This window comes from Aliihoeflea sp., assembly GCF_052435475.1.
GTDB lineage: Bacteria > Pseudomonadota > Alphaproteobacteria > Rhizobiales > Rhizobiaceae > Aliihoeflea.
The window spans coordinates 90,454-108,525 of sequence record NZ_JBQVMV010000008.1; the positions used below are offsets into that span (position 1 = coordinate 90,454).

15 protein-coding genes and 1 riboswitch are annotated in these 18,072 nt (G+C 64.7%); of the genes, 11 read left to right on the forward strand and 4 right to left on the reverse strand.

The features are described from left to right. The first annotated feature begins 86 nt into the window (after positions 1 to 86). On the forward strand, positions 87 to 1,397 hold the full coding sequence (locus ACT6QU_RS11270) for a DNA polymerase IV (RefSeq protein WP_444565129.1): 1,311 nt from the start codon (positions 87 to 89) through the stop codon (positions 1,395 to 1,397). Here the strand turns inward: ACT6QU_RS11270 and ACT6QU_RS11275 are convergent, their stop codons facing one another. The 3 genes from ACT6QU_RS11275 to ACT6QU_RS11285 all read right to left on the reverse strand — a co-directional run bounded on the left by ACT6QU_RS11275 (position 1,398) and on the right by ACT6QU_RS11285 (position 6,000). Continuing rightward, on the reverse strand, positions 1,398 to 1,889 hold the full coding sequence (locus tag ACT6QU_RS11275) for a hypothetical protein (RefSeq protein ID WP_444565086.1): 492 nt from the start codon (positions 1,887 to 1,889) through the stop codon (positions 1,398 to 1,400). It lies immediately after the preceding gene. 111 nt (positions 1,890 to 2,000) lie between these two features. Next, a complete protein-coding gene (dnaE, locus tag ACT6QU_RS11280) occupies positions 2,001 to 5,477 on the reverse strand; it encodes a DNA polymerase III subunit alpha (protein WP_444565087.1) in 3,477 nt (1,158 codons plus the stop codon). A 91-nt stretch (positions 5,478 to 5,568) separates the two neighbouring features. Further along, on the reverse strand, positions 5,569 to 6,000 hold the full coding sequence (locus ACT6QU_RS11285; protein ID WP_444565088.1) for a potassium channel family protein: 432 nt from the start codon (positions 5,998 to 6,000) through the stop codon (positions 5,569 to 5,571). A gap of 88 nt (positions 6,001 to 6,088) precedes the next feature. Between ACT6QU_RS11285 and ACT6QU_RS11290 the strand changes: the two genes are divergently transcribed. The 9 genes from ACT6QU_RS11290 to gcvP all read left to right on the forward strand — a co-directional run bounded on the left by ACT6QU_RS11290 (position 6,089) and on the right by gcvP (position 15,581). Beyond that, positions 6,089 to 7,216 (forward strand): S-(hydroxymethyl)glutathione dehydrogenase/class III alcohol dehydrogenase, encoded by a 1,128-nt coding sequence (locus ACT6QU_RS11290; RefSeq protein WP_444565089.1) that lies wholly within the window; start codon positions 6,089 to 6,091, stop codon positions 7,214 to 7,216. A gap of 94 nt (positions 7,217 to 7,310) precedes the next feature. Beyond that, complete coding sequence (locus tag ACT6QU_RS11295; protein WP_444565090.1) at positions 7,311 to 8,132, forward strand: hypothetical protein; 822 nt, start codon at positions 7,311 to 7,313, stop codon at positions 8,130 to 8,132. A gap of 75 nt (positions 8,133 to 8,207) precedes the next feature. Further along, positions 8,208 to 9,173 (forward strand): alpha/beta hydrolase, encoded by a 966-nt coding sequence (locus ACT6QU_RS11300; RefSeq protein ID WP_444565091.1) that lies wholly within the window; start codon positions 8,208 to 8,210, stop codon positions 9,171 to 9,173. Next, complete coding sequence (locus ACT6QU_RS11305) at positions 9,170 to 9,628, forward strand: YaiI/YqxD family protein (protein ID WP_444565092.1); 459 nt, start codon at positions 9,170 to 9,172, stop codon at positions 9,626 to 9,628. The genes ACT6QU_RS11300 and ACT6QU_RS11305 overlap by 4 nt, the downstream gene beginning before the upstream one ends. A 7-nt stretch (positions 9,629 to 9,635) precedes the next feature. Next, positions 9,636 to 10,478 carry an S-formylglutathione hydrolase gene (gene fghA, locus ACT6QU_RS11310; protein ID WP_444565093.1) on the forward strand — a complete coding sequence of 281 codons (843 nt, stop codon included), beginning with the start codon at positions 9,636 to 9,638 and terminating at the stop codon, positions 10,476 to 10,478. 144 nt (positions 10,479 to 10,622) lie between these two features. Continuing rightward, the gene (locus tag ACT6QU_RS11315) at positions 10,623 to 11,030 is read left to right on the forward strand and encodes a helix-turn-helix domain-containing protein (protein ID WP_024585480.1); all 408 of its coding nucleotides are present in this window, start codon (positions 10,623 to 10,625) and stop codon (positions 11,028 to 11,030) included. Between the two features lie 29 nt (positions 11,031 to 11,059). Next, positions 11,060 to 11,158: riboswitch (glycine riboswitch) on the forward strand. 151 nt (positions 11,159 to 11,309) lie between these two features. Further along, positions 11,310 to 12,407 carry a glycine cleavage system aminomethyltransferase GcvT gene (gene gcvT, locus ACT6QU_RS11320; protein WP_444565094.1) on the forward strand — a complete coding sequence of 366 codons (1,098 nt, stop codon included), beginning with the start codon at positions 11,310 to 11,312 and terminating at the stop codon, positions 12,405 to 12,407. Positions 12,408 to 12,412: 5 nt separating this feature from the next. After that, the gene (gene gcvH / locus ACT6QU_RS11325) at positions 12,413 to 12,781 is read left to right on the forward strand and encodes a glycine cleavage system protein GcvH (protein WP_444565095.1); all 369 of its coding nucleotides are present in this window, start codon (positions 12,413 to 12,415) and stop codon (positions 12,779 to 12,781) included. A gap of 13 nt (positions 12,782 to 12,794) precedes the next feature. Further along, a complete protein-coding gene (gcvP, locus tag ACT6QU_RS11330; RefSeq protein WP_444565096.1) occupies positions 12,795 to 15,581 on the forward strand; it encodes an aminomethyl-transferring glycine dehydrogenase in 2,787 nt (928 codons plus the stop codon). Here gcvP and ACT6QU_RS11335 read toward each other — a convergent pair. Continuing rightward, positions 15,578 to 16,723 carry a GGDEF domain-containing protein gene (locus ACT6QU_RS11335; RefSeq protein ID WP_444565097.1) on the reverse strand — a complete coding sequence of 382 codons (1,146 nt, stop codon included), beginning with the start codon at positions 16,721 to 16,723 and terminating at the stop codon, positions 15,578 to 15,580. The two genes, gcvP and ACT6QU_RS11335, sit on opposite strands and share 4 nt — an antisense overlap. A gap of 177 nt (positions 16,724 to 16,900) precedes the next feature. Between ACT6QU_RS11335 and ACT6QU_RS11340 the strand changes: the two genes are divergently transcribed. Continuing rightward, complete coding sequence (locus ACT6QU_RS11340; protein ID WP_444565098.1) at positions 16,901 to 18,001, forward strand: helix-turn-helix transcriptional regulator; 1,101 nt, start codon at positions 16,901 to 16,903, stop codon at positions 17,999 to 18,001. Positions 18,002 to 18,072 lie beyond the last annotated feature (71 nt).

Here is an 18,072-nt window from a genome sequence, read left to right on the forward strand (position 1 = left end):
CCTTTCTGCCGGTGCAAGGACACGCAATTCGCTTGCGGCGCTCTGCGCATCGTCCTACGATATTTGTTCACTTTATGTTCACATCGATGCGCCCGACTGTCAATCATCCGTCTCATGGATTCTGCCGCGATTGCCTGACGCTCCAGCGCGGGAAGGCGCCGCGCTGCGACGCCTGCGGCAGCCCGCGCATCGTGCGCCACGACGAGCTCTACGCGCTGCATCTCGCCCATATCGACTGCGACGCCTTTTATGCTGCGGTGGAAAAGCGGGACAATCCTGCGCTTCGCGACAAGCCGGTGATCATCGGCGGCGGAACGCGCGGCGTCGTTTCTACTGCCTGCTACATTGCCCGCATCAAGGGTGTGCGCTCGGCGATGCCGATGTTCAAGGCGCTGCAGGCCTGTCCGGAGGCGGTGGTGATCAAGCCGGACATGGAAAAGTACGTTCGCGTCGGGCGCGAGGTGCGCCAGATGATGGAAGCGCTGACGCCCTTGGTCGAACCGCTCTCCATCGACGAGGCTTTTCTCGACCTTGGCGGCACCGAAACCCTGCACGGACGCCCGCCGGCGCTGGTGCTCGGGCAATTCGCCCTGTCGGTCGAGCGCGAGATCGGGATTTCGGTTTCGGTCGGCCTTTCTTACTGCAAATTCCTGGCAAAGGTCGCATCCGACCTGAGAAAACCGCGCGGCTTCGCCGTCATCGGCGAGACGGAGGCGCTGAATTTCCTCGCAGGCCAGCCGGTCTCGATGATCTGGGGCGTCGGCAAGGCGTTCGAGGCTGTGCTGGAGCGCGACGGCGTGCGAACCATCGGGCAGTTGCAGAAGATGGAGCGCGGCGATCTCCTGAAGCGCTACGGGACGATGGGCGACCGGCTTTTCCACCTCTCGCGCGGCGAGGACGTCCGGCGCGTTTCGGCCGACCGGGAGGCGAAGAGCGTTTCGGCCGAGACGACATTCGATGTCGACCTGTCGCGCAGCGAAGACCTTGTTCCGGTGCTGCGCGCGCTGAGCGAAAAGGTGTCGCGGCGGCTGAAGAGCCATCAGATCGCGGGCCGGACCGTCGTCCTGAAGCTGAAGACGGCCGACTTCAAAATCCGCACACGCAACCGCGCGCTGGCGGATCCGACACAGCTTGCCGAGCGGATTTTCCAGACCGGCCTGGAGATGCTGAAGCACGAACTCGACGGGACCCGGTTCCGGCTGCTCGGCATCGGCGTCAGCGAGTTGGCGGACGCCGCGCGAGCCGATCCACCCGACCTCGTCGATCTGCGCGGAGCGAAAGCCGCGAAGGCGGAAGGTGCGATGGACCGGCTGCGGGAAAAGTTCGGCAACACGATCGTGGAGACGGGCTATACGTTCGGGCGGCCGCGCAACGGGCGGCCGCCGAAAGCGACCTGACTACTGCCGCTCGAAGGAAAGCTGCGCGGTGATGACGGGCTCGCCCGTCTCGGGATGCGCTTCGGTCGTGACGATCTGCAGGGCATTACCGGACGAGGAAAGCTGCATGCTCGCCTCGCGGCCGGTTTCCGGCCATGCGACGGCGAGATTCACCGTGTCGCCGCTGCGGTTGCCCGAAAGGCTGGCAGGACCGCGCGGTGAGCCCGTATAGGTGCCCGAATAGGTCTCGCCGTCGACCGAAAGGTCGGCGCCGATCGCGCGCGACATGACGATCATCGCGTTGCAGTTTCCGTCCATCGACAGGCGCTCTGCCGACGCGTCGGAGGACAGGTCGCAATTGACGTTGACTGGCTCCTGATCCGGCTTCAGGCGAATGGAGCCGCTGCCGGCCCAGTTGCCCTCGAGCGTTTCGAGGAATTCGGCCTCCGAGGCGTGGGCCGGTACTGCAGCCGTCATGGCCGCCGCGACGATGAGTGCGGACAAGGCGCGCATGTCTATCCTTTCGAATTTGAGCTTCGTTGGAGACAGAACGCGCGAAATCCGGCCTTTCGATCCTGGAAGGCCACAATTCCCATGACGCAGGGACATGGTCCGTGATGGATGTCAGACGAGTTCGACGTCGACCACGCCGGGCACGGCCTTCATCGCGGATGCGATCTGCGGCGACAGGCGGTAGCGGCCGGGAAGCTCGACCTCGATTTCGCCCTGCCCGCCTTCGCGGATGACGACGAAGCTGACCTGCCCTTCGCCGCGCTGCGACAACTGGCCGGTCAGGGTCGACAGCGGCGACGGATCGCGCAGGAAGATGCGTAGCGCCTTCTGGATGCGGCTGGCCTCCTCTTCCAGCGACGCCATCGTCTGGACGCGCAAATTGACGCCTTCGGGACGGTTTTCGGCCGCGACGGTCACGACGACCGACTTGCCCGGTTCGAGGAGGTCACGGTATTGCGCCAGCATCTCGGAGAAGAGCACGGCCTCGTATTGACCGGTCGCGTCGGACAGCATGATGATGCCCATCTTGTTGCCGGTCTTGGTGCGACGCTCCTGCCGCGAGGTGATCGTGCCGGCGAGCCGTCCGGCCGATGCGCCACGCTTGACGGCTGCCTGGAACTCCGCCCAGCCCTGCACGCGCAGCTTTTCGAGCGTCTTCTTGTATTCGTCGAGCGGATGGGCCGAGAGGTAGAAGCCGACGGCGTTGAACTCGCGGTGCAGGCGATCGGCTGGCAGCCATGGCTCGGCCAGCGGCAAATGGAGCTTTTCAGGCTCGGCGCCCAGCGCCTGACCGAAAATGTCGGTCTGGCCCGACGCGGCATTGTCGCTGGCGCGGGCGGCGAGCCCCATCATCCGATCGAGCCCGGAGGCCAGCGCCGCGCGGTCATGACCGAAGCAATCGAACGCGCCGGCGGCGATCAGGCTTTCGAAGACGCGTTTGCCGACGATCTTGGGGTCGATGCGCGAGCAGAAATCCTCGAGGCTCTCGAACGACTTTTCCTTGCGCAGCGCCACGATGTGGTCGACCGCGCCCTCGCCGACGCCCTTGATGGCGGCGAGGGCGTAGAAGATCTTCTTCTCGCCGACCTCAAACGGACGGTGGCTCGTCATCACCGACGGCGGCACGACTTCGATGCCGAGCCGCATCGCATCCTGTCTGAAATCAGACAGTTTCTCGGTGTTGTTCATGTCGTACGTCATCGACGCAGCGAGGAATTCGGTCGGGTAATGTGCCTTCAGATACGCCGTCTGGTAGGAGACGATGGCGTAGGCGGCGGCGTGCGATTTGTTGAAGCCGTAGTCGGCGAACTTGGCAAGCAGGTCGAAGATAAAATTGGCCTGTGGCTTGCCGACGCCGCGTTCCATCGCGCCGTCGACGAAGCGCACGCGCTGCTTGTCCATCTCGGCGCGGATCTTCTTGCCCATGGCGCGACGCAGAAGATCGGCCTCGCCGAGCGAATAGCCGGACAGCTCCTGCGCGATCTGCATCACTTGTTCCTGATAGACGATGACGCCCTGGGTTTCTTTCACGAGATGGTCGATCTTCGGATGGATCGACTCGATCTCCTCCTCGCCATGCTTGCGGGCGTTGTAGGTCGGGATGTTCTCCATCGGGCCGGGGCGATAGAGCGCGACCAGCGCGATGATATCCTCGATGCAGTCCGGCTTCATGCCGACCAGCGCCTTGCGCATGCCGGCCGATTCCACCTGGAACACGCCGACCGTCTCGCCGCGCGAGAGCATGGCGTAGGTCTTCTCGTCGTCGAGCGGGATGGTCGCAAGGTCGATGTCGACGCCGCGGCGTTTGATCAGATCGACCGCGGTCTGCAGCACGGTCAGCGTCTTGAGGCCGAGGAAGTCGAACTTCACCAGCCCCGCCTGCTCGACCCATTTCATGTTGAACTGGGTGACCGGCATGTCGGAGCGCGGATCGCGATACATCGGCACGAGCTGCCAGAGCGGCCGGTCGCCGATGACGATGCCGGCGGCGTGCGTCGAGGCGTGGCGGTAGAGACCTTCGAGCTTCATCGCGATGTCAAGAAGGTTCTGGACGATCGGTTCCTTTTCGACCTCCTCTGCAAAGCGCGGCTCGCCCTCGATGGCGTCCTTGAGCTTGACGGGGTTGGCGGGATTGGCCGGCACCATCTTGCACAGCCGATCGACCTGGCCGTAGGGCATCTGGAGGACGCGGCCGACGTCGCGCAGCACGGCGCGGGCCTGCAGCGTTCCGAAGGTGATGATCTGGCCGACCTGCTCGCGCCCGTACTTGCCCTGAACGTAGCGGATCACCTCCTCGCGCCGGTCCTGGCAGAAATCGATGTCGAAATCGGGCATCGACACGCGTTCGGGATTGAGGAAGCGCTCGAAGAGGAGCGAGAAGCGCAGCGGGTCGACGTCGGTGATGGTCAGCGCATAGGCGACCAGCGACCCTGCGCCCGAGCCGCGACCGGGACCGACGGGAATTCCTTGCGCCTTGCCCCATTTGATGAAGTCCGCGACGATCAGGAAGTAGCCGGGGAACTTCATCCGGGTGATGATCCCGATCTCGAATTCCAGCCGTTCGCGATAGTGCTCGACCGTATAGCCCTTGGTCGGGCCATGCGCGGCAAGGCGCGCGTCGAGACCTTCGCGCGCCTGGCGGGCGAGTTCGTCGGCTTCCGCCTGAAGCGCGGCATCGGCGTCGGCCGCATCATTGCCGGTGAAGCGCGGCAGGATGGGGTCGCGTGTCCTCGGATAGTAGGAGCAGCGCCGGGCGATCTCGACGGTCGATGCGAGCGCTTCCGGGAGATCGGCGAAGAGCGCGGCCATCTCCTTTTGCGTGCGCAGATAGTGGTCGGGCGTCAGCCGGCGGCGGTCGTCGACTGCGACGACGGAGCCCTCCGCGATCGCCATCAGCGCGTCGTGGGCGTCATAGTCGGCGGCGGCGGGGAAAAAGGCCTCGTTGGTGGCGACGAGCGGCAAATCGTGCGTGTAGGCGTGTTCGATGGTCGCCGCTTCCAGCACGCGGTCGTAGCCTGTGGGGCGTTGAAGCTCGACATAGAGGCGGTCGCCGTACCAGTTCTTCAACTGAAGAAGGCGCTGTTCGGCGAGCCCCGGCTGCTCGGCTTTGAGCGCCGCGCCGATCGGGCCACGGTCGCTGCCGGTGAGGCAGATGATGCCGTCGGAGCGGGTTGAAAGCCACTCGGCGAGCACCTGCACCGGCTCTCCGGCCGGTACGTCGAGATAGGATTTGGAGACGAGGTCGACGAGGTTGGCGTAGCCGCGCTCGTTCGCCGCGATCAGCACCAGCGGCGTCAGCCCGCGATCGTGCTTGCGCGCGCCCCGGCCATTGTCCTGCGCGTCGCCGAAATTGACGTCGATCTGGCAGCCGACAATGGGCTGCACGCCGTCCTTGACCGCCTTCTGGGCGAATTCCAGCGCGCCGAAGAGATTGTTGGTATCGGCAATGCCGATGGCCGGCGCCTGGTCCTTGACCGCGTGGCCGACGATCTTGCCGACCGGCAGCGCGCCTTCGAGGAGCGAATAGGCCGAATGGACCCGAAGATGGACAAAGCGGTTGGAAACAGCGCTGGTCGGGCTGGCGGTCATGTCGGGCTTTCGCAAGAAGAGTCGGCGAACATTGTCGGACCCGGCCGGTTCGATGTCTACCCTGCGGGCGACGTTTCCAACAGACGCGCCGTCAGAAATGCTCGCCAGAGCGGAACGGGCCGATGCGCATGCCCGCGGCGATGAGATAGGCCGTGGACCAGCCAATGAGAAGGAATCCATTGATCCCCTCCAGCGCCGCAAAGACGCGCCAGCGTTCCGGCGGAATGACGTCGCCATAGCCGAGTGTGGAAAAGGACACGATCGAGAAATAAAGCGCTGTTTCGATGTCGCCGAAACTGCCGATCGCGAAATGGACGAGCGCCCACAGCCAGATTTCGACGGCCAGCACGACGAAGGTGCCGAGCACGGTCGCGACCATGGCGACGATGCGGTTGCGCCGGTGATCGACGCGAAGCACATCAGTCAGTGCCGACGACCAGTGCGTCACCTCGATCAACCCGATTGCATGGATCACCACTGTTGCGGCGATCACCATCGTGCCAAGCAGAAGATTTTCGACCACCTGCGACGCTCCGTTCACACGAGGCTGCTTGAACGCGGGCCAAATTCCTGAAAACCTTGTAGCAACAGAAAAACGCCGAGGATACGCCATGAAGACCCGCGCCGCCGTCGCCATTGCCGCTGGAAAGCCGCTCGAGATCATGGAAGTCGACCTCGAAGGTCCGCGCGCCGGCGAAGTGCTGGTCGAGATCAAGGCGACGGGCATCTGCCACACGGACGAATTCACCCTGTCCGGCGCCGACCCGGAAGGCATCTTTCCGGCGATTCTCGGTCACGAGGGCGCCGGCGTCGTCGTCGATGTCGGTCCGGGCGTGACGAGCCTCAAGAAGGGCGACCACGTCATCCCGCTCTATACGCCCGAATGCCGATCCTGCCCCTCCTGCCTATCGCGCAAGACGAATCTGTGCACCGCGATCCGCTCGACGCAGGGCCAAGGCGTGATGCCGGACGGGACGAGCCGCTTCTCGATCGGCAAGGACAAGATCTTCCACTACATGGGCTGCTCGACCTTCGCCAATCACACGGTTCTGCCCGAGATCGCGCTCGCCAAGGTCAATCCCGACGCCCCCTTCGACAAGATTTGCTACATCGGCTGCGGCGTGACGACTGGCATAGGCGCGGTGATCAACACCGCCAAGGTCGAGATCGGCGCGACCGCGATCGTCTTCGGGCTCGGCGGCATCGGCCTCAACGTCATCCAGGGCCTGCGGCTTGCCGGCGCCGACATGATCATCGGCGTCGATCTGAACAACGACAAGAAGGAATGGGGCGAGCGGTTCGGCATGACGCATTTCGTCAATCCGAGCGAGGTCGACGGCGATATCGTTCCCTATCTCGTCAACCTGACCAAGCGCGGCGCCGACCAGATCGGCGGTGCGGACTATACGTTCGATTGCACCGGCAACGTGAAGGTCATGCGGCAAGCCCTTGAATCCGCGCATCGCGGATGGGGCGAATCCATCGTCATCGGCGTTGCCGGCGCCGGCCAGGAAATCTCGACGCGGCCGTTCCAGCTCGTCACCGGGCGCACCTGGAAAGGCACGGCCTTCGGCGGCGCGCGCGGACGCACCGACGTTCCGAAGATCGTCGACTGGTACATGGACGGCAAGATCGAGATCGACCCGATGATCACCCACACGCTGTCGCTCGACGAGATCAACAAGGGCTTTGACCTGATGCATGCGGGCGAATCGATCCGCAGCGTCGTCGTTTACTGACGCGGCCTCAGGGCACCTTTCCGGCGCTGGTGCGTTGATGCGCGAGCCATCGGACATGTGCCGGCCGCTCGCTTTCGACAATCGGGGAAAACAAATGTTCGCAAAGAAGATCATGCTTGCTGCGGCAGGCGTTTCGCTGATGGCCCTTGCCGCGTGCGGCGAGGACGAGACGGCGACCTCACAGGCCCAGCCGACGCCGCCGGCGCAGACCGAACCGGCCAACCCCGACCTCGACCAGACGCTGGACGATGCCGAGGAGGCGGCCGGCGACGCGCTGTCGCGCATGCGCGAGGCGGCCGAAGAGGCGGCAAGTGAAGCGGGGCGGCTGGCCGGAGAGGCACGCACCCGCGCCGAGCAGGCGCTGGAAGATGCCGGTCCGACGCTTGACCGTGCCGGCGAGGTTGCCGGCCAGATCGGCGCTTCGGTGGGCGAAATCGTCGAACGGGCACGCGGCGACCTCGAACGCGCGGCTCGCGAACTTGAAGCGCGGATCAATCAATCAACGACTGAGGATGCGCAGCCCGAGACAGGCGATCCGGATGCCGAACTGGCCCCTGCCGAGGATCTGCGCGCGGATACGCGTGCCGCTGCACGCGCCCTCTCGGCCGGCGTCGGCCCCGATTATGTGGGCGTATGGGCCGCGGAGGCATCGAGCTGCGCGCGTATCGACCGCGAAGCGGTCGAAATGTTCGCCGTGATCACCCCGACGACGATGCGGCGTCATGAAAGCGTCTGCAACATCGATGCCGCTCCCCTTGCCAACGGGAGCGCGACGTTCAATGCGTCGTGCATTGCGGAGGGCATGGAAGAAGACCGCCAGATCACATTCACCATGCCCGATCAGAACCGGCTGTCGATTTCCTATGACGCAACGGCCGACAGTGCCGAGCTGATCCGCTGCCATCTGCCGGAATGATCGGGCGACGAACCTTCCGGTGACTTGGGCATATGACTATAATCGCTCTCAAATGATCGATCGTTTGGGGGACAAATGAAGCGCGTTGTGGTCGGGTCGCTGCTTTCGCTGCTGTTGGCGGCCGGCATCTTCCTTGGATATGGGGGCTGGCACACAGCAACGACGCTCGAGGGCGTATTGCGGGTTGGTGGCTCGACCGCACAGGGCGACGGCTGGCCCGCGCCGGAGACACCGTTCGATATCGGCTTCAAGGGAAATCCGGCGGTCGCCCTCGACTTCGCCTATGAGGACGTCGTCATCGAAAGCGAACTCGGCCCGATGCCGGCATGGCTCGTCCTGCCCGAACATGGCGGCCTGCAAGAGACGACCTGGGGCATCATCGTGCACGGCATCGGAGGTCGCCGCGAGAACGGCTATCGCTTCCTGCCGCACTTTCGCGCGGCCGACATGCCCACCCTGCTCGTCTCCTACCGCAATGACGAAGGCGCCCCGCGTGATCCGAGCGGCTTCTACGCGTTCGGCCTGACGGAGTGGCGGGACCTCGACGCTGCGGCCGACTATGCCATCGGGCGCGGCGCAACTTCCCTCGTGCTGCTCGGCGAATCCATGGGTGGCGGCATCGTCGGCCAGTTCATGCAACGCTCCGACCGGGCCGAGCGCGTTTCCGGCCTCGCCTTCGACGCGCCAGCATTCGACTTCCCCGCCGTGCTCGTCAGCCAGATGGAAAAGGCGGGCGCTCCGTTGCCGAACGTGCTCGCTCCGGTCGGAATGCGGCTGTTTGCGCTTCGCAACGGCCTCGCAATTGCCGAAACGGACGTTACGGAGACGATCTCCGAATTTTCCGGTCCCGTCTTCGTCTCGCATGGTTCGGCGGATCGTATCGTGCCGGCGGCCGGAACCGAGGCGATGGTGAAGCGGCGCACCGGCGCGACAGAATATCTGCGCACGGATGCCGACCACATTCTCTCCTGGAAGTCGGGACCGGCCGCCTATGACGCGGCGCTGGGCGCCTTTTTGAAACAGGCGGCGGGGCAACGGTGAACAAACCCACGATTTTTGTCGACGCGGACGCCTGTCCGGTCAAGAACGAGGTGCTGAAGGTCGCCGAACGTCACGATCTCGTCGTGACGTTCGTCGCCAATGGCGGCTTGCGGCCCTCGCGCGACCCGATGGTGCGAAACGTCGTCGTCTCCGCCGGCTTTGACGCCGCCGACGACTGGATCGTCGAGAACGCTGCAGCGAACGACATCGTCGTGACAGCAGACATTCCGCTTGCCGCGCGCGGCGTGGAGAAGGGCTGCCACGTCATCGGCATGACCGGCCAGCCCTTTACGCCCGAAACGATCGGCATGGCGGTGGCGATGCGCGATTTGAAGCAGAATCTGCGCGAGAGCGGCGAGATCAAGGGCTACAACGCGGCGTTCTCGCCGAAGGATCGGTCGCGCTTTCTGGAGACGCTGGACCGGACGATCCGGCGCGCATTGAATTCGAAATGAGGGACTGATGAAGACAATATCGGAAGCGAAAGCCCATGGCGGCGTTCAGGGCGTCTATTCGCATGCGTCCGAGACATGCGGCTGCGACATGACATTCGCGGTCTTCGTGCCGCCGCAGGCAAAGGAAGCACCCAGCCCGATCCTCTGGTATCTGTCGGGCCTTACCTGCACGCATGCCAACGTCATGGACAAGGGCGAATATCGCCGGCTGGCCGCCGAACTCGGCCTGATTATCGTCTGCCCCGATACCAGCCCGCGCGGCGAAGGCGTCGCGGATGAGCCGGACAACTGGCAGTTCGGCAAGGGCGCGGGCTTCTATGTCGACGCGACCGAGGAGCCGTTTGCGAAGCACTACCGGATGTATTCCTACGTCACCGAGGAGTTGCCGAAGCTGATCGCGGCGAATTTCCCGGCCGACATGGAGCGCCAGTCGATCTTCGGTCATTCGATGGGCGGACATGGCGCGATGACGATCGCGTTGAAGCACCCGGACCGGTTCCGGTCGTGCTCGGCCTTCGCGCCGATCGTGCAGCCGTCGACCGCCGGCTGGTCGAAGCCGGCCTTCGAAAAGTATCTCGGGACGGATAAAGCCGCGTGGCGGGCCTATGACGCGACGGCGCTGGTCGAGGACGGCGCGCGGTTCCCCGAGTTCCTGATCGACCAGGGAACGGCCGACGGCTTTCTCGACGACGGGTTGCGGCCGTGGCTTTTCGAAGATGCAGTGAAGGGTACGGAGATCGGGCTGACCCTGCGAATGCAGGACGGCTACGACCACTCCTATTTCTTCATCTCGGGCTTCATGGACGATCATCTCAGATGGCATGCGGACCGCCTCACCGCTGTCAAATGACATTAACATGAGATGCTAATATACGGGTGGAATTGGGGAACCGGTCGGGCGGTTGCGGTCGGTGCCTTGATGGGCCATGCTTGGGCGCGCGCTGCCGACCGGCCCTGCGCATGCAATCAAGATACAACCCAGGGGGTGGCACAGGTGCCTGACACCGCGACGATCTATTCCGAAAATCCCGACCTCGATACGCTGGGGGGCCGGCTTTCACGCGCCCGCGACGCGGTCGGAATGACCACAGCGCAGCTTGCGCGCCGGCTTGGCGTCCAGACCGCGACGCTGCAGGCTTGGGAAACCGATCGTTCGCAGCCACGCGCCAATCGCCTGTCGATGCTGGCGGGCGTGCTCAATGTCAGCCTGTCCTGGCTGCTCTACGGCGTCGGCACCGCGCCGGTGGAAGAGGACGCGCGCGACGACACGGTGCGCGCGATCACCGCACAATTGTCCGAGTTGAAACGACTGCATGCGCAAAGCGCGGCGGTGATTTCGCAGATCGAGGATGAGTTGCGGATATTCGCCCGCGAGGGTGACAAGGCCGGCGCAATCGTCTAGCGTCGATTCCGTCAGGGGTGCTTGCACTCCGCCGGTTTGCGGGAGAGAGCGGTTCGGGCATTCGCCGGGATCGCCGCCGAAGGGGAAATCGCCCGAAATCTCTCAGGCAAAAGAACCGTCCGCCGGCCAAGACGCTCTGGAAAGTCGGGGTTTTCGCCCCGCGCCGAAGGTGTAAGCGCTGCCGACAGAGTTCCGGTCGCGCGAGTCTCTCAGGCTTCCGACAGAGGGGCACGAACATGCCGCGCGAGCGGCTGGATGCGTGCGACCTTTGGAGGCCGAATGGCGGAACCGGGCGAACTGAAACGACTCCCCTTGCATGAGCTGCACGCAGCGGCGGGCGCCAAATTCGGCGGCTTCGCCGGCTGGTCGATGCCGCTGACCTATCCCGCAGGCGTCATGAAGGAACACCTCCACTGCCGCGAGGCGGCGGGGCTGTTCGATATCTCCCACATGAAGCTGTTTGTGGTCTCGGGTCGCGAGGCTGCGGAAGCATTGTCGCGCGCCTGCCCGATCGAGGCCGGTGAGCTGGCTACCGGACAGTCGAAATACACCTTCTTCCTGAATGACCAGGCCGGCATCCTTGATGATCTGATCGTGACGCGGGTGGGCGAAGACCGCTTCGTCGTCGTCGCCAATGCCGGCAATGCGCACACTGACGAGGCGCATCTGCGCGAAATCGCCTCCAGCTTCGACTGCACGGTCGACGCGCTCGAACGTGTGTTTCTGGCCTTGCAGGGGCCGCTGGCCGAGGCCGTCGCGCGCGATGCCGGGCTCGATATCGACGGCCTCGCCTTCATGAACGGCCGGGAGACGGCTGATGGCGACTTCATCGCGCGCAGTGGCTATACCGGCGAAGACGGGTTCGAGATCGCGGTGCCACTCGATGCGGCGCAGGCGCTTGCCGAAAAACTAGCGGCCGATCCGCGCGTCGAGTGGATTGGGCTCGCCGCGCGCGACAGTTTGCGGCTCGAGGCCGGGTTGTGCCTGCACGGACAGGACATCACGCCGGATACGAACCCGGTCGATGCCGGGCTGATCTGGGCGATCCCGAAAACACTTCGCTCAGGCGGCGCATATGTCGGCGCCGATGCGTTGGCCGCTGCGATTGCCGCAGGCCCGCGTCGCAAGCGCGTCGGCCTGAAGCCAGAGGGCCGCCAGCCGGTGCGTGCCGGGGCAGCGCTGGTCGATGGTGACAGCGCGCCGGTCGGATCGATCACGTCGGGCGGGTTCGGGCCGTCCTTCGGTGGGCCGGTCGCCATGGGGAGCGTCGATGTCAATGCGCTCGACAAACCGATTTTCGCGGAGGTGCGCGGCAACCGCCTGCCTCTCGCGCTCCACCCTCTTCCCTTCCAGCCACATCGCATGCGCAAAGGATGACGCAGATGGCCAAGACTTATTTCACCGAAGATCATGAATGGGTTCGCGTCGAGGGCGACATTGCGACCGTCGGGATCACCAATTACGCGCAGGAGCAACTCGGCGACCTCGTTTTCGTCGAACTGCCCGAAAAGGGCCGGACCATCGCCAAGGGCGACACGGTCGTCGTCGTCGAATCGGTGAAGGCGGCGTCCGATGTCTACGCGCCGCTCGCCGGCGAGGTGACGGAGGTCAATGACGGGCTCTTGGACAATCCCGGCCTCGTCAACTCGGCTGCCGAAAAGGATGGCTGGTTGTGGAAGATGAAACTCGCCGACAAGGCCGCGCTCGACGGCCTGATGGACCGCGCCGCCTATGACGCGACGACGGCCTGACGGAGAGCGACCGATGAGCACCAGCTTTGCCAATCGCCATATCGGCCCCGGCCCCGCCGACCAGCGCGACATGCTGAAGACACTTGGCGTCACCTCCATCGACACGCTGATCAGTCAGGCCGTGCCGAATTCCATCCGGCTGGAGGCGCCGCTCGACCTGCCGGCGCCGGCCAGCGAGCAGGAAGCGCTCGCCGAGCTTTCCGGCATGATGGACAGGAACGTCGTCGCCAGGAGCTTCATCGGCGCGGGCTACCACGGAACGCATGTGCCGCCGGTCATCCAGCGCAATCTGTTCGAGAACCCGGCCTGGTATACGGCCTATACGCCCTATCAGGCCGAGATCAGCCAGGGGCGACTGGAGATGTTGTTCCACTTCCAGACGCTGGTGACGGAACTGACCGGCCTGCCGGTTGCATCCTCCTCGCTGCTGGACGAGGCGACGGCGGTGGCCGAAGCCGTCGGCATCGCGTTCCGCCATCACCGCATGAAGCGCCTGAAAATCTCGATCGCCGGTGCGCTGCACCCGCAGACGCTCGACGTCGTCGAAACGCGCGCCGAACCGCTCGGCATGGCGATCGGCTGCGATCCGGTCGATGAGGATACGGCAGCGCTGATCGTGCCGTGGCCGGATACGAACGGCGTCTATGGCGACCAAAAGGACGAGATCGCCAAGGCCAAGAAATCGGGCGCGGTCGTGATCTTCGTCGCCGATCCGCTCGCGCTGGCGGTTACGCAGACGGCGGCATCGCTCGGCGCGGAAATCGCGGTCGGTTCGATGCAGCGCTTCGGCGTGCCGATGGGCAATGGCGGACCGCATGCGGCCTATTGCGCGGTCGAGGACCGCTTCACGCGGCTGATGCCGGGCCGTCTCGTCGGCCAGTCGGTCGATGCCGGCGGGCGCGTCGGCTATCGCCTCGCGCTCCAGACGCGCGAGCAGCACATCCGCCGTGACAAGGCGACGTCGAACATCTGCACGGCGCAAGCGCTGCTCGCCAACATGGCAGCCGCCTATGCGGTCTGGCATGGGCCGGAAGGCCTGCAGGAAATCGCGAACCGCATCCATGGCTTCGCGACGCGGCTTCATGCCGGGCTGAAGGCCAAGGGCGTCGAGGTCGCGGGCGATCGGTTCTTCGACACGGTGACCGTGACGACGAAGCACGCCGAGGCGATCGTCGAGAAGACGATGGAGCGGGGCCTGTGGCTGCGCGACTTCGAGGACAGCCGGATCGGCATCAGCTTCGACGAAACGTCGACGGAGGCCGACCTCGCCGCCATCGCCGACCTCTTTGGCGTCAAGCTGCCGGAGGAGGCGCAGGCGCGGCTGCCGGGCAAGCGTTCCGGCTCGTTCATGAGCCAGCCGGTCTTCCATGAAAACCGCTCCGAGACCGAGATGATGCGCTTCCTGCGCCGCCTCGCCGACAAGGATCTGGCGCTCGACCGGGCAATGATCCCGCTCGGCTCCTGCACGATGAAGCTCAATGCGGCGGCCGAAATGATGCCGGTGAGCTGGGCAGGTGTCGCCAACCTCCATCCCTTCGCGCCGGAGGGAAGTGCCGAGGGCTATAAGGCCATGTTCGACCAGCTCGAGGCGTGGCTGGCCGAGATCACGGGCTTCGATGCCGTGTCGTTGCAGCCGAATGCCGGCAGCCAGGGCGAATATGCCGGTCTCCTTGCCATCCGCCGCTATCACCGGACGCGTGGCGACGAGAACCGCACCGTCTGCCTGATCCCCTCCTCCGCCCATGGCACCAACCCGGCCAGCGCCTCGATGGCGGGGATGGACATCGTCGTGGTCAAGTGCACGGACCATGGCGACGTCGACTTCGACGACCTTACGGCGAAGGCCGACCAGCATGCCGACAGGCTGGCGGCGCTGATGCTGACCTATCCCTCGACGCATGGCGTGTTCGAGGAAGGCGTGCGCGACATCTGCAAGATCGTCCACGACCATGGCGGCCAGGTCTATTTCGACGGCGCCAATCTGAACGCGATGGTTGGCCTTGCGCGGCCGGGCGATCTCGGTGCCGACGTCTGCCACATGAATTTGCACAAGACGTTCTGCATCCCCCATGGCGGCGGCGGGCCTGGCATCGGCCCGATCGGCGTCAAGGCGCATCTGGCGAAGTTCCTGCCGGGCCATGTCGCGGAGGGTTCGCGCCATGCCGTTGCGGCGGCCCCATTCGGCTCGGCCTCGATCCTGCCGATCACCTGGATGTATATCCGGATGATGGGCGCACCGGGCCTCAAGCGCGCGACGGAACTCGCGATCCTTTCGGCCAACTACATCGCCGAACGGCTGGAGCCGCATTTCCCGGTGCTCTATCGCGGCCGCAACGGACGCGTCGCGCATGAGTGCATCCTCGACACGCGGGTGCTGAAGGAAAGCGCCGGCGTTTCGGTCGAGGACATCGCCAAGCGCCTGATCGACTACGGCTTCCACGCGCCGACCATGTCGTGGCCCGTCGCGGGCACGCTGATGGTCGAGCCTACGGAGTCCGAGCCAAAGGCCGAAGTCGACCGTTTCTGCGACGCGATGATCGCCATCGCGAAGGAAGCGGCGAAGGTGGCAGACGGCAAGTGGCCGAAGGACGACAATCCGCTCGTCAACGCCCCTCACCCGGCAATCGACGTGATGGCGGCCGACTGGGTGCACCCCTATTCGCGGATCGAGGCGGCGTTCCCGGCCGGCGACGCGAACATGGCGTCGAAATATTGGCCGCCCGTCTCGCGCATCGACAATGTAGCGGGCGACCGCAACCTCGTCTGCTCGTGTCCGCCCATGGAGGCTCTCGCCAGTTAACTGGCGAGCCGCGCGATCTCGATGCGGTTGCGGCCGGAGTTCTTGGCCGCATACAGCGCCTCGTCGGCGCGCGCGATGAGCGCGTCGACGCCCGGCCGCGTCTCGTCGCCGAAGACGATGCCGGCGCTGGCCGTGCAGCGAAAGGCGCGGCCCTTTGCCTCGAAGGTCTCGGCCGCGAACATGGCGCAGATGCGGCGCACGGTGGCCGCCGCCTGGTCGTTCGTCACGCGCGGCATGACGAGCGCGAACTCCTCGCCGCCAAGGCGCGCGGCGATGTCGCGCCCGCGCTTGCCCTGGTCGAGAATGCGGGCGAAGTCGCAGAGCACTGCGTCGCCCGCGGCATGGCCATGCGTGTCGTTGACGCTCTTGAAGTGATCGAGGTCGAAGATCGCGACGGCTGCGAAGGGCCCGTAGGTCTGGCCGCTGGTCATTTGTGACAGGCCCCGGCGATTGAGGAGGCCGGTCAGCGCGTCGGTGATCGCCTCGGCCTTGTGCAATTGTGCAAGGCGCGTCTGGTCGAGCGCGATGGAGAGCGCGCCGCCGCCGGTCATGGCGAGGATGGCGACGACGATGTTGATGCGCTCGGCCCAGTTTTCCGGCACACCGCCAAGCGTCCATTGCTGGCCGACGATCAACACGAGCCCGCAGGCCGCGAAGGACAGCGCAGCCAGATGATAGAGGCCAGCCATCAGCATCAGCGCCGTCGGCGCTTCGCGGCGATGGCTGAAATAGACATGCCCGGACATGGACAGGAGGATGGCGGCTGCGAGGTTTTGAACGATGAAGGCGATGCCGTCATAGCCGAGCGCGAGCGGCGGGAGGGCGAGGCCGAGCGAGATCAGCGAGGTGACCGCGACGCGGTTGAGCGAGGGGTTCTGCTGAACGAACTGGTGCGCCGCGCCGTGGATGATCGACAGGCCCAGCGGCAGCAGCGCCACGACGAAGGCGCCTATGACCGGATGCGGGTTCTCGGCATAGATCGTGTAGGCGAGGACATGGGCGACGAGCGTCAGGACGCCGAGCGACCAGGTGAGCTTGAAGGAATCGCGTTTTGCGGTGAACCAGAACCCCATCATGGTCGCGGCGAGGCAGATGCCGGAAATCGCCGTCGCGAGCAGAAGTGATGCGTAATTGACCGTCACTTCTCTACCCCTCGCCAGCTATATTTGCCGATGCTTTAACTGTGAAACGTTCTCATTGAATTACTTCGTTTCAAAAGTTTGCACGGTTCCCCCGAGACGGCCGACGCGCGCCTCGGAGCCATGGACTTGCGTCAAACTGATTTAGCCCTCAAAATTCCGTGAACGGCGGGGATTGCGATGTCATCTCCTCAAACCGAAGCGGTCGTCGACGAAATCTATGCTTGTCTGGTTGGACGGACGAGCTGGGAGCGTTTTGTCGGCAATCTCGCGGCTCGCGTTCCCGGCGGCAAGGCGAGCCTGTTCTGCTACAATCCGAGCGAGAAAAAGGGTACATTCAATCTCGCCTCGCCAATGGACGAGGCGGATGCGATCAGTTTTCGCGACTACTACGTCCATGTGAACCCGCTGATACCGCCGGCTCTCGAGCGGCCGGTCGATCTCGGCACCGTTGCGGACACCTTGTGCGCGCGGGACGTTTTCCTGAGGAGCGAGTTCTACAACGACTATTTGCGCCCGCAGGGCATCGAGTCGGCCATGGGCGTCACCGCAGTCCGCGACCCGTCCTGCTTCTTCTTCCTGATCGGTTTCACCGGGCAAGCCGACGGAAATGCGAACGAACCGTTTGCCCGGATGTTCGGCGAAACATCTCCTCATCTTCGGCGCGCGTTCTCCTTCTACAGGCGATCGGTCACGCGCGAGGCGATCGGGCCGATCGGCCATTCGATCCTCGATGCCTTCAACGCCGGAGCAGTCGTCGTCGACGAGGAGCGCATGATCAGGTCCGCCTCGCCTTCGGCGCGCGAAATGATGACGCACGGGGTGGGCATCCGGTCGCATGGTCGCGGCGTGCGCATGGCTTTGCCCCGCGCCAACGATGCGCTTCGCCTGATGTGCAAGCGGGACTACACGGGTCCGAAGACATTGGCCTTCACCTCGCGGACGGAGCGCGTGACGCTTGTGTCGATCCGTAAGGACCCCCTTCCCGCCTATTTCGAGGGCCCGACCATCCTCATCCTCATCGAACCGCTGGCGCGGGAACTGCAAGCCAGCGACATCGAAGATGTCGGCAGGCTGTTTCAGTTGTCGGCCGCGGAGCAGCGGGTGGTGCTCGGCCTAGTCGAGGGTCTTTCGGCCCGGATGATCGCGGATCGACATGGAATCTCGGTCGAAACCGTACGAACGCAGATCAAGCACATCTATGCAAAGACGGAATCCAGCTCGCGCGTGGACCTGATCCGCACGCTTCAGGGTCTCGCCGTCCATGGCCCGCCCGGCTGACCGGCACTCTTGCCTGTGGACGAATCGGGAACGCGCCTCTTCATTTTTGCCGCGATCTCCTGCATTAGAAG